General features: G+C 40.1%; 20 protein-coding genes and 1 riboswitch. Of the genes, 6 read left to right on the plus strand and 14 right to left on the minus strand.

The features are described 5' to 3' along the window. Positions 1 to 38: 38 nt before the first annotated feature. On the minus strand, positions 39 to 713 hold the full coding sequence (locus ACM0OW_RS04740) for a DUF1294 domain-containing protein (RefSeq protein ID WP_414548896.1): 675 nt from the start codon (positions 711 to 713) through the stop codon (positions 39 to 41). A gap of 136 nt (positions 714 to 849) precedes the next feature. On the opposite strand from ACM0OW_RS04740, the gene ACM0OW_RS04745 reads away from it, so the two are divergent. The 3 genes from ACM0OW_RS04745 (at position 850) to ACM0OW_RS04755 (ending at position 3244) form a co-directional block, all read left to right on the plus strand. Next, positions 850 to 1911 carry a WD40 repeat domain-containing protein gene (locus tag ACM0OW_RS04745; RefSeq protein ID WP_414548897.1) on the plus strand — a complete coding sequence of 354 codons (1062 nt, stop codon included), beginning with the start codon at positions 850 to 852 and terminating at the stop codon, positions 1909 to 1911. Positions 1912 to 2166: 255 nt separating this feature from the next. Further along, the gene (locus tag ACM0OW_RS04750; RefSeq protein ID WP_414548898.1) at positions 2167 to 2589 is read left to right on the plus strand and encodes a hypothetical protein; all 423 of its coding nucleotides are present in this window, start codon (positions 2167 to 2169) and stop codon (positions 2587 to 2589) included. 193 nt (positions 2590 to 2782) lie between these two features. Further along, entirely contained in the window at positions 2783 to 3244 is a 462-nt protein-coding gene (locus ACM0OW_RS04755; RefSeq protein WP_414548899.1) for a hydrogenase maturation protease, read from the plus strand. Between the two features lie 65 nt (positions 3245 to 3309). Here ACM0OW_RS04755 and ACM0OW_RS04760 read toward each other — a convergent pair whose 3' ends face one another. Genes ACM0OW_RS04760 through ACM0OW_RS04770 form a run of 3 tightly spaced genes read right to left on the minus strand, consistent with a single transcriptional unit; the run spans position 3310 to position 5440 of the window. Further along, positions 3310 to 3684: a hypothetical protein gene (locus ACM0OW_RS04760; protein WP_414548900.1), complete on the minus strand. Its 375-nt coding sequence runs from the start codon at positions 3682 to 3684 to the stop codon at positions 3310 to 3312. Positions 3685 to 3702: 18 nt separating this feature from the next. Then, on the minus strand, positions 3703 to 4989 hold the full coding sequence (locus tag ACM0OW_RS04765) for a SagB/ThcOx family dehydrogenase (RefSeq protein WP_414548901.1): 1287 nt from the start codon (positions 4987 to 4989) through the stop codon (positions 3703 to 3705). Continuing rightward, positions 4976 to 5440, minus strand: coding sequence for an ankyrin repeat domain-containing protein (locus ACM0OW_RS04770; protein ID WP_414548902.1), 465 nt, complete (start codon positions 5438 to 5440; stop codon positions 4976 to 4978). The genes ACM0OW_RS04765 and ACM0OW_RS04770 overlap by 14 nt, the downstream gene beginning before the upstream one ends. Positions 5441 to 6215: 775 nt before the next feature. After that, a riboswitch (cobalamin riboswitch) is annotated at positions 6216 to 6423 on the plus strand. A gap of 21 nt (positions 6424 to 6444) precedes the next feature. Here ACM0OW_RS04770 and ACM0OW_RS04775 point away from each other — a divergent pair. The 3 genes from ACM0OW_RS04775 to ACM0OW_RS04785 all read left to right on the plus strand — a co-directional run bounded on the left by ACM0OW_RS04775 (position 6445) and on the right by ACM0OW_RS04785 (position 9265). After that, a complete protein-coding gene (locus ACM0OW_RS04775) occupies positions 6445 to 6873 on the plus strand; it encodes a DUF1636 domain-containing protein (protein ID WP_414548903.1) in 429 nt (142 codons plus the stop codon). A 156-nt stretch (positions 6874 to 7029) separates the two neighbouring features. Further along, positions 7030 to 7878, plus strand: a complete 849-nt coding sequence (locus ACM0OW_RS04780; RefSeq protein WP_414548904.1) for a class I SAM-dependent methyltransferase — start codon at positions 7030 to 7032, stop codon at positions 7876 to 7878. Between the two features lie 250 nt (positions 7879 to 8128). Further along, complete coding sequence (locus ACM0OW_RS04785) at positions 8129 to 9265, plus strand: transporter substrate-binding domain-containing protein (RefSeq protein ID WP_414548905.1); 1137 nt, start codon at positions 8129 to 8131, stop codon at positions 9263 to 9265. Between the two features lie 77 nt (positions 9266 to 9342). Here the strand turns inward: ACM0OW_RS04785 and ACM0OW_RS04790 are convergent, their stop codons facing one another. From ACM0OW_RS04790 to ACM0OW_RS04835, 10 genes are all read right to left on the minus strand, one after another. Further along, entirely contained in the window at positions 9343 to 9642 is a 300-nt protein-coding gene (locus ACM0OW_RS04790) for a 2Fe-2S iron-sulfur cluster-binding protein (RefSeq protein ID WP_414548906.1), read from the minus strand. A gap of 274 nt (positions 9643 to 9916) precedes the next feature. Further along, entirely contained in the window at positions 9917 to 10288 is a 372-nt protein-coding gene (locus ACM0OW_RS04795; RefSeq protein ID WP_089092826.1) for a HesB/IscA family protein, read from the minus strand. Between the two features lie 67 nt (positions 10289 to 10355). After that, a complete protein-coding gene (locus tag ACM0OW_RS04800) occupies positions 10356 to 11156 on the minus strand; it encodes a HesA/MoeB/ThiF family protein (RefSeq protein WP_414548907.1) in 801 nt (266 codons plus the stop codon). 10 nt (positions 11157 to 11166) lie between these two features. Beyond that, positions 11167 to 11484: a nitrogenase-stabilizing/protective protein NifW gene (gene nifW, locus ACM0OW_RS04805; protein WP_414548908.1), complete on the minus strand. Its 318-nt coding sequence runs from the start codon at positions 11482 to 11484 to the stop codon at positions 11167 to 11169. After that, positions 11481 to 11699, minus strand: a complete 219-nt coding sequence (locus tag ACM0OW_RS04810) for a CCE_0567 family metalloprotein (protein ID WP_414548909.1) — start codon at positions 11697 to 11699, stop codon at positions 11481 to 11483. The genes nifW and ACM0OW_RS04810 overlap by 4 nt, the downstream gene beginning before the upstream one ends. 293 nt (positions 11700 to 11992) lie before the next feature. After that, complete coding sequence (locus ACM0OW_RS04815; RefSeq protein ID WP_414548910.1) at positions 11993 to 12469, minus strand: NifX-associated nitrogen fixation protein; 477 nt, start codon at positions 12467 to 12469, stop codon at positions 11993 to 11995. Positions 12470 to 12488: 19 nt separating this feature from the next. Further along, complete coding sequence (gene nifX / locus ACM0OW_RS04820; RefSeq protein ID WP_414548911.1) at positions 12489 to 12878, minus strand: nitrogen fixation protein NifX; 390 nt, start codon at positions 12876 to 12878, stop codon at positions 12489 to 12491. A 171-nt stretch (positions 12879 to 13049) separates the two neighbouring features. Further along, positions 13050 to 14378 carry a nitrogenase iron-molybdenum cofactor biosynthesis protein NifN gene (gene nifN, locus ACM0OW_RS04825; RefSeq protein WP_414548912.1) on the minus strand — a complete coding sequence of 443 codons (1329 nt, stop codon included), beginning with the start codon at positions 14376 to 14378 and terminating at the stop codon, positions 13050 to 13052. Between the two features lie 183 nt (positions 14379 to 14561). Further along, complete coding sequence (gene nifE, locus ACM0OW_RS04830; protein WP_414548913.1) at positions 14562 to 15941, minus strand: nitrogenase iron-molybdenum cofactor biosynthesis protein NifE; 1380 nt, start codon at positions 15939 to 15941, stop codon at positions 14562 to 14564. Positions 15942 to 16136: 195 nt separating this feature from the next. Next, the gene (locus ACM0OW_RS04835; RefSeq protein WP_414548914.1) at positions 16137 to 16466 is read right to left on the minus strand and encodes a Mo-dependent nitrogenase C-terminal domain-containing protein; all 330 of its coding nucleotides are present in this window, start codon (positions 16464 to 16466) and stop codon (positions 16137 to 16139) included. Positions 16467 to 16481 lie beyond the last annotated feature (15 nt).

A 16481-nucleotide genomic window follows, 5' to 3' on the forward strand; every position in this document is an offset into this window, starting at 1 on the left:
TTTTTGGTTAGTCATTAGCTTTTTATGTATAGTTTTATTTATCCTATACTGAGAAACAGATTTATTAATGTTTTATTAAAAAGTAGCCAGACTAACCAAAATACAAGATGAAGAATTACTATTATCCGAAACTCAACTTGATAAGAAGCTTTGCTACTTTTGTGATGTAATTGGCGTTGGGCAACAAATGCACCTAACCAACCACCCATGAATTCGCATAGATGTAAGGTCTTTTCTTGCACTCTCCATCGTCCTTTCTTTGCACGAGATTTATCATCAGCGTACAGTGCTAAGGTAATTAAACTCATACAAGGATAAAGGATGAGAGGAATTGGGATGCCTGTAGTCAATAAAAAATGGATGGAACCCAAGCCAGGTAGTAGAGATAAAAGTAATGTCTCGAAGACTAATGATGACGATTTCACCATAGGTTTGGATTTCAACTTCATCGGTGTGTTAGAAGATGAGGACCCAGATATAGGTTTTAATACCATCATCCCTTCAATCGAAGCATTACACGCGCGTAACTTGCCGTTTTGCTCAACTGCGAGTTGATAACAAATAATATCACCAACTTGGGGACGACGGTTAATGTCTTTAAATGCGCTGATGTGAAGAAATACTTCTTGACTACCAGCGCTGGACTCTATAAAACCAAAACCCCGATCATCTTTCCACTTAATTACTCGTCCTTTACGTATAAAAGGTTTCATATACACGTTGTACTATACCTGCTGTATAGTATGCCCTTATTTATACTTACAGATCACAGCAATTCAAATTTTGCATATTTATTGTAAAAAATCGTAAGTTAATTTGCGATAGTGAAATTTGAGTTGGAGAAAGCTGATGAAAAATTTAAAGTCCGGTAACTGGAAGGTGCAAGTTTTATGGATTGTGGTAGCCATCGCTCTAAGTTTGATTCCTGGTTCTCCGGAGGAAGTTTTTGCCTTTATTCGATACAGGGATAAGTACTGTTCCGAGGATACTAGTGAATCTACGTACTGCAATTTTTCCGTGCTTCGCACCCTAGAAGGACATCCTACCGCATCTGCTATTGTGATCAGTGCGGACGGTCAAACTCTAATCAGTGGCGGTCAAGATAAAACAATTAAAATCTGGGAACTGCAAACAGGAGAGTTGAAAAAAACGCTACGGAGTGATTCAGGTGCAATTAATGCTTTGGCGATCGCACCTGATGGTAAAACGGTTGTTACTGGTAGTGGCGATCGCATCGTTCGCATCTGGGACCTTACCTCAGATCGACCTCCTCAAATACTCAAAGGTCACTCTGGTCGTGTGACTAATGTTGATATTTCCTCTGATGGCAAAACTATTATTAGTGTTGATCATGGTATGGAGGCTGAGATCAAGGTCTGGGATATGGCCACAGGTAAACAAAAAGCAGCATTACCATCATTCTATTTCGATGACATTAGTCTAGATGGCAAAACGGTAATTTTCACTTCGGGTAATAACAATAAACTTATAGCGTGGGATGTCGCAACAAACCAGCAACAAGTCCTGCAAAAATCTTTTCACCCTTGGCGGTTAGTACGCATTAGTTTAGATGGGCAAAGACTGGTTAGCACCAAACGAACCGGAAAACGCTCTTTTGAGGTGCAAGTCTCTGATTTAAAAACAGGACAAATAACAGCCAAGGAACGCTTTAATCGTCGCATATTTAAACCATCTTCTATTGCCCTGAGCCGTGATGTTCTGATTGGTAATACAAAGAAGTGGCTGACGGTGTGGAATCTGCAAACAGCCGAGATAGAAGCAATTCTGGACGAACAGCAAATTAAGCAAATGAACAATTTGGTTGTCAGTCCTGATGGCAAAATATTAGCCGGAATTATCACTGATTCAAATAGTAGTAACAGAAAAATTCAAGTGTTGCAACGTCCCTAAAATTCAAATCTCAACCGAATAATATTGTTTTGATAATTACGGTTTTAAATCCATTCTTTAGGTTAAAGGCAAGGACACAATCATTTTATATGATATGCTTATTTATACCGAAAAATAGTAGTGATTTAATCTCCCTATATTTGTATTATAAATATTTATGGAACTCTAGTAGCATAACACACTAAAACGAATAGAGCTAATGCGTTAGTCTAGCTGTGATGCACTTCAAAAAACATAAATTTATAAGGTAAGCTTGTGCCTGATATAGCGTTACATAAATATCTCCCTCTTCTTCCTGAAGCAGCACTGCAAGAATTCATAGAATGGTGTGTTTTAGAACAGGCAAAAGCCGCAGGTTGTAATTTTACTCCAGACCAAAGTAAGTTAAATAACTTGCCACCAGCAGAGTATGTTCCTAAGCTAATTGACCAGTTTATGAAGGTTAAGCCAGACCCAATTAAAGCCGGGTTAGTAGCTGCAATTGCTGGTAAGGAAGCTGACAAACATGGTTTATCTGGTTTAGCTGTTGTCGCCGATTTTATCGCACTTTACGTCAAGTATTTAATTCCTAAAGAAGGTAATACTCCAGAACAAGCAGAAATGATATTAACTGACGCATCACAAAAGCAATGTGAAAAATTCACAGAAATTGCTCACAAATATGATGTAAAGTTTTAAAATTTTTGGGCGATTAGAAATCGCTACTACACAAACATGACGCGTAGCGGCTTCCCTACGGGAAGTTCGCCTGCGCGGACTATAAAGAAACTCAAAGTTTTAAACCCAGGTCGCTGGGTTTTGTCTGTGTAGCTGCGACTTCCAGTCGCCAAGACTTTACTTTAACAGATGTATAAAAAATTAATAATATCCGATGCTAACTATCATTGGTTGCGGTAATCTTAACCGCAGTGACGATGCTGTAGGCGTAATTATTGCCCAACGCCTACAACAATATTTAGCTGCAAATCCTCATCCTGATGTGCGAGTGTATGACTGTGGAACCGCAGGGATGGAAGTAATGTTTAAAGCCAGAGGTAGTAAAACATTAATAATTCTTGATGCTAGTTCCACAAATTCAGAACCAGGTGCTATATTTAAAGTCCCAGGAGAAGAACTAGAAGCTTTACCAGAACCTAGTTATAATTTACATGATTTTCGCTGGGATAATGCTTTAGCTGCTGGAAGGAAAATATTTGCAAATGAGTTTCCCGAAGATGTCACAGTTTACCTAATTGAAGCCGCAAACCTTGATTTAGGACTAGAATTAAGTCCCATAGTCCAACATTCTGCTGACTTAGTATTTAAACAATTAACTAACCTAATCAGGCAGTAAAATCAATTACGAATTACGTTAGCGAAGCTCCTCTGAAAGAGGCACTATGAATTACGAATTATAGCTTATGCCCAATCACGATAAACAGACAGTTCATCTACTCTCATTTCAAAGGGTATACCTTGACTATCTGGGGGACAAACACGGATTTTAGCACTGGTAATGATGGAGTTTAGTAACGTTCCCATTGGTACGATTTGCTGCAAAACTCGCCAATTAGTCACTTGATCAGGACATTCAATTACTAATGTCATTGCATTAGCAAGGGTTGTGACATACCAGCGACAATTAGACAGCAGGTTTTGAATAGTGCGATCGCACCCTTCATAAAAATACCTACTAATAGAATACTCTAATTGTTGACGCAGTATAATATCTGCCGATGTCGGCTGCTTAGGACGAGAATCATCACTATTAAAATAAAAATTATTGTTCGCCATCTCTCTTTATGATCCTAGTTATTTGCCAATAGCCATCCCATAGAGAACATCTTTATCGGTTTGTAATAATTCTTGGGTTTCATCATCGTAAAAAGCACCAATTCCACTACAATCAATTCCCAAATAATTACTCACCAAATAAATTCTTTGTCCGAAAAAACCAGCTAATTGCATAGCGGTTTGATAATTGATATAGTTAGATACAAAGAACAAAGTTACAGCACAATCTCTCGCGATCGCTTGATTCACGCATAAGTAACCCGTCCGTTCCCCGAAATTACCTGCTTTTAGCAGATGCGTACCTTGATATAATCCCGGCGATATCCCCTCAACTCGATGCACAACAGAGTAAATTTCTATTTCCTCAAAATTTTCTGTAGGTATCGATTGTGCAATTTGTCGCCAGATATATAAATAGTCTTCTTGAGAAATAAACTGCTTCCGGAAACGTCTAATGGAACGTCTATTCCAAACAGCTTGATAAAATTTATCCTGATCAAAGTTAAACTGTGGCTGTACTAGTGGCTGTGTTGCACTTTGCTGTACAGATGTTAGTTCATAGCTATGTTCAATAAATTCATTAGCTTCAAAATAATCTGTCCCACAGACAAAAGGAACCTTTAGCCTTAAACGTCTGACTGGCTTTTCTTGCACCTCACCAGAGATTACCCCCGCAGTGATAAACTCTTTATTTTCAAAGCCTAAAACTGCATTGAGAGCAAGTTTATCAAAATCAAAAATCAGTTGTATATCTTTGTTATGCAAATAGGCTGATGCTGCGATCGCACCTAAATGATGACCGCTATCTAAAAAGCAATATCTCAGGCTTCTATCCTGATATTTCCAGCTAGACCTATAATAAACGCAACTAATTAAAAAGATGTACCCCTTGATACTTTTCCCCGGTATAATATAACTTTCTAACCCATCATCAATTAATTCGTAAATGAGAGTTAGACAATTATTCTCAACTTCCAGATGATATATCCCATCTATCATTCCCGACATCCCGCGCACTTGGACATACACTTCTGTCGGATATAAAGCCCCTGCTGAGGGATTTACTCGGAGTTTATAGGGTACATCTTTATAAGCTTTTTTCAGCGTAACTGCACTGGTTAACCAAATAAACGAATGCAGAGGATTATTGACATTTAATTTCACCCGCCGATAAAACTTGGGATAAACTTTAAATGCAGTTGGCTGGGTTGAAGCATCTACATAATTGGGATTAATCTGTACAGATAAGTAAGAATGCTTGGTTGCATCGTGGTAAGCTGTCTTTAAATTCTTACTTTGAGGCATTTCTGAGTAATCCTAAAATCTCGATATTGCTAGCGAAATCTATCGCTTTATAGTCGTCTAAATTTCTGATATCCAAATTAGGATTGTGTTGTAAAAGTAATTTAGCCACACCTGTTTTTCCTGCTGATGCTGCATACATTAAGACAGTTGCGCCGTTATCATTTTGATTATTAATGTTAATTCTTGCAGCTAGAAGTAAGCTAATTAACTCATAATGATTGCCGAAACAAGCAAACCATAAAGCATTATTCCGATCATGGTTTTTAGCATTAATATTTGCCCCCAAATCAATTAATTCTTTGACAACTGCATAAACTCCTTCTCTGGTAGCTTTCATCAAAGCCGTATCACCATTTTCACCTTGTTGATTTAAATTTTGGGTATTATAGCCGTTTGCGAGCAGCCATTGCTTGGTGACTTCACTCATTTTTTGCTTTTTGATCTGATTCATAACTCATCCTTGATATTTCTAAATTGACTCAGCAATGTGAATAGTAGGGATAGCCTACTATTTATAAATAAAAAATTATGGCATTCCTAATGATGGGAGTCGTTAAAAACTCTAGCTAGGAGATTAATTGGTAGCTTGAAACACCCCATGACCTCAGTCTGGCATTTATTTGTACCTAAATAAATTAGGTTAAATTTAGAAGAATATTTACGCAGATTTTCGCTATCTTATTCTTGCACCTATCTTAATTTCTGCCTAATTTTTAACTGAACAAAAATTAAAATAGAAATGTCGGAAATAATCTATAATCGCTTTTTCTTGAAGATTAGGTTCAAGAGCAACAATTTAGCTTATTTATATATTATCATTCTGATAACTTTAAATTATGAATCATTTATAAAGATTCCAAGACATCTTAGAGTTGATTTGCAAAAGGAAACTTAAAAATGCAGCTAAAGCTACACTTCAGTTTTAAAATATAATAAATTAGACATCTAGTGAAAATAAAATAAGGGTTATCTGGAACCTTTGTAGAGACGTTCCATGAAACGTCTCTACATTCTTTGTCGGAGATGTTTATTAGACATTAAGCAAATTTAGATATGCTTTTTAACACATCCTCGTAGGTAAAATACCAATACGGTTTAGTTAAACAAGCAAACTTTTTGTCAAGTACACAGTAATTTAGCTTACCTACTGTTATCAGTGTTGTTACTCCTAGACCAGTTTCTATGAATTTTATAATTCATAATGTCATAAATTTGACGAAAGTATGATAGATTCTCATATATCCGGTTCTAATAGAAATCAGCTATTAGAGGTAAGGGGGAAAGTCTGGTGTAAATCCGGCACTGTCCCGCAGCTGTAAACCAATTTTAGAGTTTTAATTTGAGATATAAGATTGCATCGAACAGTCTAAAATCCCCAAGTTGAAATTTAAAACTGCGTAAGTCAGAATACCCGCCGATATAAAAGTAACTTTAGCTAAAATCTACGAGGCATAGATGACAGCAGAACATACAATATTTGTTTGCACCACTTGTGCGAGTAAGTGGGAAGATGGTAAGCGTGTGGGCGAAAGTGGCGGAGAGCAGTTGCTCAAACACTTACAAGCACATTATCCCAATTGGGAATTGAACACAGAATTTATTCTTCAGCCAGTGAACTGCATGAGCGCTTGCGATCGCTCTTGTGTGGTATCCTTTGCTGCATATAATAAATCTACATATCTTTTTGGTGATATTTCTCCTGATTTGTCACCCGCAGCAGTTGCTGGAGTATTCGAGTGTGCGAGTAAATATTATGCTCACCCAGAAGGTTTATTACCGTGGAGTGAACGCCCAGAACCATTGAAGAAAGGAATTTTGGCAAGAATTCCAGCAGTATCTACGCCCTCTCTGATAAAATCTCCAGAAAAAGAACTCTGTAATTAAAAATACCAGATTTCCAAACTAATTAGGCGATCGCATCTCATATCTTCCTCTTTGCGTCTGGTGCGCCTCTGCGTGAGACAGCAGGCGAAATTTGGTATTTGATCAGAATAATGTGATTAAATACCAATACCTTCGCCAAGCTGACCTTAACCCTAAATGCAAAAATCAAAGTCAATTAAGATTTCCAAAGCAACACGCTACCAAAATGCAGCCATAGATTACTATATGGGACTCACAGGTTCCTCCTATCTACATTATGGCTATTGGGAAGTAATACCAAATATTGATGAAGAATTGACCATAACTCAGCTGCGTACAGCACAAGAAGCCTATACAACTAAACTGTTTAGTTTCATCCCTGAAGGAACCAAATCTGTACTGGATGTAGGCTGTGGTATTGGTGGTAATGCAAAATTACTATGGGAACGTGGACTGAGTGTTGAAGGACTAGCACCCGATGCAATCCAAGAAGAGAAATTTATTCAAAATACTAACGGTAAAATACCTTTCTACTTAACGACATTTGAAGAATTTCAGACTTCACATTCCTATGATTTAGTTCTATTTAGTGAAAGTAGCCAATATATGGCTGTGGAAGATTTAGCCCAAGGTGCTGCGCGTTTACTTAATAGTGGTAGTTACTTACTAATAGCAGATATGATGCGCTTGGATGCCGAATACAAAGAAGGAATTTTTTCTAACTGTCATGTTGCTGATGACCTCCACGCAGCTTTAGAAAAGGCTGGATTTAAATTAATTAAAAGTGAAGATATTTCTCAATCAATTGCACCAACAATTGACTTATGTCTGAGTAATTTTCGGACTTTTGGATTAACCACATTTAAATATATTGCTGATGTTGTTAAAATAGCAGTTCCACCTATATATAAAATAGGAAGTTGGGCTTTTAAACGTTGGTTAGAGAAACCAATTGCCGAGGGTCTAGCTGCACGAGAAATTTTTGATAATCATCTTTGTTACCAAATTCAACTTTGGCAGTTATAAAAAGTTTTGAGACGTGATAAATCGCGTCTGAACAAGAGAGTGACGTGATAAATCGCGTCTGTACAAGCAAGTGCGGAGTAAAGGTTTGAAAAGGTGATTAACTTGAAGATGCGGTGGCTGAGGAGTTATCATCCAGACATTGTTCAGGAAATAATATCACCTTTTTTAAGTTTGATCGCACGAGTATATCAGGAGTCAACCACTCATGAAATTTTGCCACTTCCCACATTCACAGCCACTGCATAGCATTTTGTCTGTATCTATTTTTCGAGTCCGCCAGAGTTTTGCCGCCAAATATAATTGCTTGACTGGGGTAGCTGTCGCTTTAGTTATTTCTATCCCAACTTTAGCCTCAGCCGCACCTTTGCGAGTCGGGGTAGCTGGTTCGGCTCCTTTCGTGGTTAGCAAAGATCCAGAAACGAATGGCATTAGTGTGGAAGTTTGGGCAGAAGTAGCTCGATCTCAAAATATAGAGTATGAATTAATACCTCAATCCAGCGTTGCCAATGCCCTAGACGTTGTAGAACAGGGAGACTTGGATTTATTGATAGGCCCTATCACAATTACTGCTCAACGCCTACAAAAAGTTGATTTTACCCAACCTTATTTTTCTACAGAAATTGCCGTCTTAACAACATCTGAAGACCCCAGTATTTGGAGCCGGGTTAAACCTTTTTTTGAGACTGCGGTGTTAACTTCTTTGGGCGTATTAGTTATTCTGATGTTCGTCGTCGGGAATTTGGTGTGGTTAGCGGAACGAAATAAAAATAGTGAACAATTCCCCAAAAATTATCTTCAGGGAGTGGGTAACGGGATGTGGTTTGCACTGGTAACATTAACTACAGTGGGGTATGGCGATCGCGCACCTGTTACCCGTCTCGGTCGTTTCATCGCTGGGACTTGGATGGTATTGGCTTTAGTCACAGTTTCTTCCTTAACAGCCGGACTAGCTTCCGCCATAACCATCGCTTTGTCTGGTGATTCTACTGAACGATTTACCAGTCCTTCCAGCCTGCAAAATGCCAGATTAGCAACCGTCAAAGGCTCATCCAGTGTTGAGGTAGTGCAGAACTATAGTAATCGAGTTCAAGAAGTCGCCACTCTAGCAGATGCTGTAAAACTATTATCTGCCAAATCAGCAGATGCAGTAGTATTCGACCGTCCCGCGATGGAATATTATCTCACGCAAAATCCCGAATTGAACGTAAAATTAACTAACTTGTCTTTGGGAACCGAGCTTTATGGGTTTGTTTTACCCATCGATAGTCCTTTAACAAAAGACCTCAACATTGAATTGCGACTAATGTCTGAAAATGGCTCTTTAAAAGACATTGCTAATCGCTGGCTCAGTTATATATCAGAAGATACTAAAAATTCTGCAATATAGCAATTCCAAATAAAAAATATCCCCGAATTCTCAAAGAATTCGGGGATCTAAACCTCCTTAGAGGTTAAAGCAATACTCTACACAAGATATGGTTCTTGGTGAGTCTTAATTGTGCAATTAGAACGGGGATAAGTAACGCAAAGTAAAGCGAAACCTTTATCCATTTGCTCATCATCTAAAAAGATTTGATCAGATTGATCAATTTCACCTTCAACGACTTTTCCCACACAACTAGAGCAAGAACCTGAATGACAAGAGAAAGGTAACTCAAGACCATTTTCTTCTGCTGCGTCTACAATGGTAGTCTCTTCATCAACTTCAATTGTGGTGTCGAGGTCTTGCTTTTTGTTGATTAATCTAACTTGATAGGTAGCCATTTTCCGATTCTCCTCAAAATTTATACGATCAGATTGATTTCACGAAGTTTATGAGTTTCTGTTACTTAGTGAACTCCAAACTTCGAGAAGCAGCGCGGAAGAGGACACTGCATTGATGGGGTTCCTCCGGCTGTAGGCGAACGCAAGTAGTATCGGCTTACGAACTTGCGATTTTTTCCAAACCCGTAAATTAGCAAGTGTCCATCATTTCTACGGGAAACTTTGAAAGCTCAATTACGAATTACGAATTACGAATTACGAATTCACAACACTACTAGCTGCAAGGTACACCAGTGGGTGTGCCATCATCTGTTTTGAATGACTTTCCGCAACCGCAGGTATCACTTGCATTAGGGTTAGTGAACTTAAAGCCACTTTCCATCACCCCTTCTACAAAATCGACCACAACCCCGTCCAATAACGGCGCACTTTTAGCATCAACGTAAATCAACACATTACCTTGTTGAATTACCAAATCATCTGGTTGTGGTTTGCTAGTGACATCAATTCCATATTCATAGCCATTGCAACCACCATCTTTTACAGATATACGGATGCCTTTTGAAGCGTCATTATTGTCAGAGGAAGAACCTCTGATAAATGCCCGCAGACGAAACTCTGCTTTTTCTGTTAGACTAACAGCCATTACGTCTCCTGATGTGTCGCGATGAAGTTTTATTGAATGCAGGTGTCAGTTATCAAATGACTAATGACTACTTTGTACAATTACTGGTAGGTTCCATTGATGGGGGTTGTCCGTATCTCCAGGGTGCAGTGTTACCACATACGGGACAAGCGCGATCGCGTTGAGAACGACGCTTGGCAAATTCCATCCGATTCAAGTCAATTGTTAATAACTGCGATAACAGAGGTTGACTGAATCCAGTGATCAGCTTAATCGCCTCCAACGCTGTCAGACAAGCAAGTGTCCCAGAGACAGCGCCCAGAACAGAGAAAGCACGTCTATCCCATTCCGGCTTTTCTGGAAACAGACAGGATAAACAAGGAGTCACACCAGGAATAATCGTAGTCAGGTAAGCCTCCATCCCGTCCATTGCAGCCTCCACCATCGGTTTACGCCAACGGACACAAGCTGCATTCAGCAAGTCGCGTTCCGTAAAATTATGGGCGCAATCCAACGCCATATCAGCCGATTGTACTAAGGAGTCTACATTTTCAGCAGTGACATAATCATGAACTACATCAACCTTGATATCAGGATTGATAGCTTCCAGAGTTTCTTTAGCTTTGAATACCCTGGGTTTACCTACCCAATCATCAGTCATTAAAATCTGACGGTTCATGTCATCCAATCGCAAGTCACCACCCCGGACTAAGATTAGTCGCCCAACGCCCGCTACTGCTAAGTAAAGCGCCGCCGTACCGCCTAATCCCCCCACACCTGTAACTAAAACTGTCGCTGACTTCAGGCGTTTCTGAGCTAGTTCGCCAAAATTTGGGAGCATCATTTGGCGACTATAGCGTTCTAATTCGGTAGGCGTTAGGTTGATCAATTTTTACCTCCTAATCAGAAGTGATTTCTGTCAGCGTAACTACATTCTTCGGCTTATCATTAAACACTTTGAACAGCTTTTCTTCATAAGCTGTTGATTCCAAGAAAAGGTCATGAGCTTTTTGCAAAGCTAACGAATATTGCTGGAGTATTTCTGCTGAAGTCAAACCATGAGCATTATCATCAACTTCTGCCATAAATTGCGAAAATTTCTTCAAAATATGCAGACGATTGACATTCACATTTTCTTTGTCGTAGGGCAGATTGAAGAACTGAAAAAATTCTTCTGCATCTACAAGCTTTTTGAATTGATTCATAGTTCCAGTCATTGAACTTTCTCCATTGTTTTTAGCTGTTGCTTAAGCTCATCTAGCTGTTGATAGATTTGATAAGTTGCAGCCGCTACATCCATCAGGGTTTTGTAATCTGTGGGTAGACCTTCTGCTAAATCATGCAGATCCATTTTCATTTGACCTGCTTTACTATTCAGCCGCTTAATTTTGGTTTTGATTTCTTCAATACTTGTTTCGCTGACTTGCGCCATTTATTACTCCTAATTATTAATTTTTACAAGAACATTAAGATTCAATACAGTTCAGTTAAGCCTAAAAGTCAACGTCTACGTAGGTTGGGTAGAACGAAGTGAAACCCAACCTACAATTTTCTTAACTGAACCGTATTGCACTAAGATTAGGGACTTACTCGAAATAAATTATCCTAATAAACGAACCACAGAGACACAGAGGACACAGAGTCATGAGAGTCTGAGAGGTTTTTTCGTTAGGTGATCGAGTATTTTTTTATTTGAAAGTCCCTAATTTAAGTTTTTAAGTAGTCTTAAATGTTGCCTACTTCGGAGAAATTTTTGCCTAATTCAACACCTTTTTTGACGTAGTTTTCGCCTTCTTCTGCTAATTTTTCCATTGAGTCAAAACCGAAGCGATGAGCATCACGCAAGGCTTTTTTAGTTAGCAAAAGACGACCAGAAAAAACCAGCGCCCAGCCAAATCCTTCATGGCTCAAGTCAATTACAACCTGAGAGATTAGACCTGTTTCCTGTTCAATAGCAGCCGCTACAGCCCGGAAAAATGCCATAATCCGCGCCTGAGTAATCGGGTCAACTTCACCCTCAAGTGAAATTTCGCGTTTCTTTTGTTTGGTAACAACGAAGGGTTTAAGAATTAATTCATCCGACCAATTACGATAAACTCCATAAGTATCTTGTCCCCGAATTTGTTGGACTAATGTCTTGAGGAAAGGAGAGTTCAAGACTGCTGAATTAGGGGTTTCGTTCACACTATTATTTGTAGTCATACGTTGCTTCAACTGGAAATTAGTCTACAAAGTTGGGAGTAGTTTGTCTTAAAGCTTTACGCAACCAAGGTGGAGGATTACCTTTGAGGGTTTTCACGAGTTTATTCAGGACTTCACTAATTTCCTCTTCTTCTGATTTGGCTTTGACTGGGGTAACGCCTTTTTTAATTAAGCGAGCTGCGGCGCTACCACCAATTGCTGTGACATAAACGATGGTACAATCAACTAAAGCATCAAGTTTAGGATTGATTTTATCTTCGTTACCATCTTCTTTTAGATCACCATCAAATTTCAGCGTTTCGAGAAATTCATATCCCTCGTCGGATATTTCGTAAACATCAATTTCTCTCGCCCATCCGAAGTGAGCATTAATGTGAATTCGGTCACTTGTCGTAAAGGCTATTTTCATTGTGTTTTCCTGATTTGCGTTTTGGAGGTATTAGGTATTGAAGAAGAAATTGATTCTGTCTTGGTGAATCAGAGTATAAAAATGCCAAAATCACCCTTCTTTTTCTTCTTACCTTTGCGCCTACCCTGCGGGAACGGCTTCGCCGAATGCGCCTTTGCGTGAAACAAATTCTTATTCCTCAGATACCAATTCCCATAAGTGTTTAACTCTTTCTTCTTCGGCTTCTAAAAATAGATTACCGATGCCAAATAAAAGCTCCATTGTGCCTCGATATCCAACTTTCGTGAAGTATCCATTTCCTAAACGGTCGTAAATGGGAATACCTAGACGATAAAAAGGCATCGAGAGACGTTTAGCGATCGCACCTACGTTAGAATTACCAATGAGTAAATCAGAACCAGCTGCTAGTTGCTCAAAGTCATCTAAGTCGCCGATGGTAACACTTTTAACAGGGAGTTTTTCCAACAGTGGCGATCGCGTCGTCGTCACCACTGCATGAATTTGAGTCCCCATCGATTGCAAAAAGTTCACCGTTGACCATAACAAATCCGGTTCCAACGCCAAAGACACTCGTTTTGCACCAAAGTAAAAATGAGTATCTAGCATCGCATCTTGTAGCTGGCGACGTTGACGGCGGTATTTTTCGGGGACGCTATTACTACTCAGAATCGCCAATGCTTGCAGAAACTCATCCACAGCTTCCAATCCAGTCAGTTCACCAAACACCTCGTAAGGGATGTTAAAGCGCTCCTCTAGGATTTTGGCGGCATCTCGCATACTTTCGCCCAAAGCGATGGTAAAGGCGGAACTACCTATGTCTCGTAGCTGTTTTATGGTTGTGCCACTAGCTGTAACCGAACTATAGCCATCTTCTAAATGACCATCGAGAGAAGCACCAATATCAGGAACAATAATTGGCACTAATCCAAAAGCAGTCACCATTTCCTTGATTTCCTGCAAATCCCCTGGTGTTAGAGAAGAACCAGCCAAAATTGTGACTTGCTCAGTTCTAATCCCACCAGCCTTGGGGATTTCCCTAACTATACTTTCCACAGCCGCAGCAAAACCATCTTGCAGCGCCCCCTTGAAATCTGGAGTAGGAGCAAATACAATCGGTAAATGATCTAATTCCGGATGGCGATCGCGGATATCCTTAAGAAAACGTTCCAGATCATCTCCTCTAGTTTCCGTCAGCCCCGTACTACATAGACCAATAATTTCCGGCTGCACCTTCTCCACCAGAGTCAGAATAGCCTGTTCCACATTTTCTTCGCCACCCAAAATAGTAGAAACTTCAGTCATGGCTGTAGTGGCTAGGGGAATAGCTTCCCGAAAATGCCGTACAAGCACAACTTTAGCGAAGGCAGTACAACCTTGGGAACCGTGGAACAGAGGAATCATCCCCTTCAACCCCAAAAAGGCTAAAGATGCACCCAAAGCTTGGCTTTGCTTCAGAGGATTAACAGTCAGTGGTTTATTGGGAAGATTAACAATCGCCATTATATTAATACCAAGTTACGTGATTGGGGACTGAAGATTAGGTACTGGGTACTGGGGATTGGGTACTGGGTACTGGGGATTGGGTATTGGGTATTGGGATGGAGAATTTTCTTCCCCCCTGCTCCCTGCTCCCTGCCCCCCTGCCTCTTCCCCCCTGCGCCCTGCGCCCTGCCCCCCTGCCTCTTATCCCTCCAACTCTTCCCAAGGAGCAGGCTTGCGTATTTGTTCCCAAATAGGGCTATAAAGAGCCTCATACAATTCCCGTGCCATCTCAACCATCCCCGAATAACCTGCATAAGGATGGTGACGTTCTTGATTAATATCGAGAAAAGGAATCCTGGCTTTCAGAGCAGTATATTGGTTACGACCACCAGCAATTAACATATCAGCGCCAGTTTCCTTCACCAGCCGTAACAACTCCTGAGCATTACCCTTCTCCATCATGATGCCATCATTACCAATCAACTTCTTAATTCGGGCTTTATCTTCCTCAGTGCTTTTCCTCGTACTGGTAGCAACAACTTCAATGCCCAAATCCTTAGCCGCCGAGATAATCGACCAACTTTTAACACCGCCGGTATACAAGACAACCCGCTTACCTTTAAGTCGAGCGCGATAGGGAGCCAAAGCCAAATCAAGAGCCGCAGTTTCTTCAGCAATTAGCTTTTCTGTGCGTTCCTGCAAATCCGCATCACCCAACTTAGCCGCAATATTCCGTAGACAACGATTCATATCATCAATGCCATAGAAAGACTCTTCAATGAAAGGAATGTTGTAGCGTTCCTCCATTTTCCTGGCCATATTGAGCAAAGCGCGTGAGCAGATCATCACATTCAGCTTGGCACGATGGGCATAACGAATATCATTGTAACGAGCATCACCCGTAATTTTAGATAAAACCCGAATGCCTAATTTTTCTAAAAGTGGAGTGACTCCCCACATTTCACCGGCGATGTTATATTCACCTATCAAGTTAATATCATAAGGCGTAGTTGTTTCTGGTTCTGCTGTACCAACTACATATTCCAGCAAAGCTTCACCACCAAAGCGGTTCCCCAGGTTCTTACTACCAATAAAGCCCGGAGCAATCACCGGAATCACAGGAATACCAGTTTTCTCAGTTGCAGCCTTGCACACAGCATCCATATCATCGCCAATCAAAGCTGTTACACAGGTAGCATAGACGAAAATTGCTGGTGGCTTGTAGCGTTCATGAAGTTGTAAAATTGCCTGATATAGCTTTTTTTCACCCCCGAAAATCACATCATTCTCAGTCAAATCAGTAGTAAAGCCCGTCTTGTAGAGTAAAGGCCCAGAGGAGAGACTACCACGACTACCCCAAGAATTACCAGCACAGGCGATCGGCCCGTGGACTAAATGAGCTGCATCAGTAATCGGCACAAGAGCAATCATTGCACCATCAAAAGCACAACCACCTTGAGCAGCACCTGGTTGAGCTTGTTGGGTACAAGATTTGTTTTTCTCTTCTCCTTGTTTGTGCTGATTGTGTTCACATCCTGATTCACTGAGCAGCTCGTTAATTTTGCCTTGGGTATTTTTCATCTCTCTTCTCTTCTCTTGCTGGATCGACAGTGTTAATATCAGTTATTAGCCTATTTACTGAGTAATAGACTTTTTGCAAAAATCTTCTTTAGTCCACATTTACACCAAATAATTTATTAGTGTAAATTTGTGGTATAGTTCTCATAAAATTGACTTTTGCAAGATGCTTAATGAGTCATAAATGGAGACAAGTAGCTAACAAATGTATTTCGTGACATCCTCTCCACACTCATCAGCAAGATAAGATAAAGCGCGAAAACGCATTCCCACAAACTCGTCATAGAAGGGATTGAGCTTACACAGGGGTGGAATATGCAAAGTTCGCCCAAATAAACTAATACTGCGCTCAAAGGGACAACAACAAGGAATTACCTGGCAAATTACATGAGCAATCCGGTAATTTTTAACCGGCATTCCATCCAGCCAATTACGCACAGGATTGAGAAGTTTGGAAAACCAGCCTGATTTTCTATTGTTAGGTGGATGGTAATTAGGATGAGAGTGAGTGTGATTGATACTTTCCATAATAGATATCTCAGG

The sequence above is a fragment of the Anabaena sp. CCY 0017 genome (assembly GCF_963920885.1).
In the GTDB taxonomy this organism is placed as follows: Bacteria; Cyanobacteriota; Cyanobacteriia; order Cyanobacteriales; family Nostocaceae; genus Nodularia.

Excerpts from the sequence above, each read along its gene's own strand:
- ACM0OW_RS04740 (WP_414548896.1), bottom strand. The coding sequence starts at position 713 with ATGAAACCTTTTATACGTAAAGGACGAGTAATTAAGTGGAAAGATGAT.
- ACM0OW_RS04755 (WP_414548899.1), top strand. The coding sequence starts at position 2,783 with ATGCTAACTATCATTGGTTGCGGTAATCTTAACCGCAGTGACGATGCT.
- ACM0OW_RS04770 (WP_414548902.1), bottom strand. The coding sequence starts at position 5,440 with ATGAATCAGATCAAAAAGCAAAAAATGAGTGAAGTCACCAAGCAATGG.
- ACM0OW_RS04790 (WP_414548906.1), bottom strand. The coding sequence starts at position 9,642 with ATGGCTACCTATCAAGTTAGATTAATCAACAAAAAGCAAGACCTCGAC.
- nifW (WP_414548908.1), bottom strand. The coding sequence starts at position 11,484 with ATGACTGGAACTATGAATCAATTCAAAAAGCTTGTAGATGCAGAAGAA.
- ACM0OW_RS04810 (WP_414548909.1), bottom strand. The coding sequence starts at position 11,699 with ATGGCGCAAGTCAGCGAAACAAGTATTGAAGAAATCAAAACCAAAATT.
- ACM0OW_RS04745 (WP_414548897.1), top strand. The coding sequence starts at position 850 with ATGAAAAATTTAAAGTCCGGTAACTGGAAGGTGCAAGTTTTATGGATT.
- ACM0OW_RS04760 (WP_414548900.1), bottom strand. The coding sequence starts at position 3,684 with ATGGCGAACAATAATTTTTATTTTAATAGTGATGATTCTCGTCCTAAG.
- nifN (WP_414548912.1), bottom strand. The coding sequence starts at position 14,378 with ATGGCGATTGTTAATCTTCCCAATAAACCACTGACTGTTAATCCTCTG.
- ACM0OW_RS04775 (WP_414548903.1), top strand. The coding sequence starts at position 6,445 with ATGACAGCAGAACATACAATATTTGTTTGCACCACTTGTGCGAGTAAG.
- ACM0OW_RS04795 (WP_089092826.1), bottom strand. The coding sequence starts at position 10,288 with ATGGCTGTTAGTCTAACAGAAAAAGCAGAGTTTCGTCTGCGGGCATTT.
- ACM0OW_RS04780 (WP_414548904.1), top strand. The coding sequence starts at position 7,030 with ATGCAAAAATCAAAGTCAATTAAGATTTCCAAAGCAACACGCTACCAA.
- nifE (WP_414548913.1), bottom strand. The coding sequence starts at position 15,941 with ATGAAAAATACCCAAGGCAAAATTAACGAGCTGCTCAGTGAATCAGGA.
- ACM0OW_RS04765 (WP_414548901.1), bottom strand. The coding sequence starts at position 4,989 with ATGCCTCAAAGTAAGAATTTAAAGACAGCTTACCACGATGCAACCAAG.
- ACM0OW_RS04815 (WP_414548910.1), bottom strand. The coding sequence starts at position 12,469 with ATGACTACAAATAATAGTGTGAACGAAACCCCTAATTCAGCAGTCTTG.
- nifX (WP_414548911.1), bottom strand. The coding sequence starts at position 12,878 with ATGAAAATAGCCTTTACGACAAGTGACCGAATTCACATTAATGCTCAC.
- ACM0OW_RS04835 (WP_414548914.1), bottom strand. The coding sequence starts at position 16,466 with ATGGAAAGTATCAATCACACTCACTCTCATCCTAATTACCATCCACCT.